Annotated in this window: 1 protein-coding gene; it reads left to right on the forward strand. The window is 42.9% G+C overall.

Annotated elements, in window-relative coordinates:
• On the forward strand, nt 1–930 hold a 930-nt coding region (locus tag MTN96_RS36770), incomplete at its 5' end, for a transposase (RefSeq protein ID WP_248534834.1).
• Nucleotides 931–1177: the final 247 nt, after the last annotated feature.

Here is a 1177-nt window from a genome sequence, read left to right on the forward strand (position 1 = left end):
GAGTCGCAAAAGATTGGATGTAGCTGTCGAGACCGTCATTGTCCGCGTTGCCAAGGCATGGCTACGGCTAAATGGGTGCAAAAACAGCAGGAGGATTTATTACCATGTCGGTATTTCCACCTTGTTTTTACACTCCCGCATGAGTTGAATATCATTGCGCACTACAACCCAAACGCGTTGTATCAGTGTTTATTCAAAGCCACATGGCAAACGCTGAGTAAATTTGCGAAACGAAAGAGGCATGGTCAGTTAGGCATGACAAGTGTACTGCATACGTGGGGGCAAAACTTAGGTCAGCATATCCACTTGCATTGTTTGATACCCGCAGGTGCGCTTGATAAAGCACACTGGCATGAAATAGAAAAAGGCTATTTATACCCCGTTAAAGCATTATCAACAGTGTTCAGAGGGAAAATGCTGGCGGCGCTTAATGAATGCGATAGTTCATTCGCGAAGATAAACACCCCAACCAAATGGTGCGTGTATAGCAAAGCCTGTTTAACGTACAGTGAAAAGCTAGTTAGTTACCTTGCTCGTTATACCCGAAAAGGCGTGATGTCAGAATCGCGATTAGTGTCAGCGACTGAAGAAACAGTGAGCTTTAAATACCGCGATTATGCAGATAACAACCGCGATAAAGTCATGACTCTGAGTTGTAATGAATTTTTACGGCGCTACTTTCAACATGTATTGCCTAAAGGGTTTATGCGCATTCGCCACTATGGCTTTTTAGCTAATGCGTGTCGCAAGCGAAAGTTAGCATTAATAAGGTCACAAGAATCACACAGAGGTAAAGTGGAGAAGCTAAAGACAGAAAACGTAACACTGATACCGCATTGGCCTTGCCAGCATTGTAAGGCAGGTATCTTGCGGTTAATTGGCGTATTCCAGTTATATGAAACAAGGACCAAAGTAGAGCGAACGAGTTAGCAGCTAGGTAGCTGCTTAAAATCAATTAGTTAACCTGCTTAACTGCTCAGGCTAGCGGCCTCTGTACGTGTAAAAAATATAATTGCTTATTAAGGCAAATTTAGGTGTAATGAATACATAATAAGCGCTGAGCAATGCAGGGAAAGCTTACATAACACTAGCTAAGCTGATTAAATCAGCTAGGAAAGTGAGAGCCTCCAAAAAGCAAATTCCCATAGCATAAACAACACCAACTCTGACACACCGA

The organism is Pseudoalteromonas sp. 2CM28B (assembly GCF_023161935.1).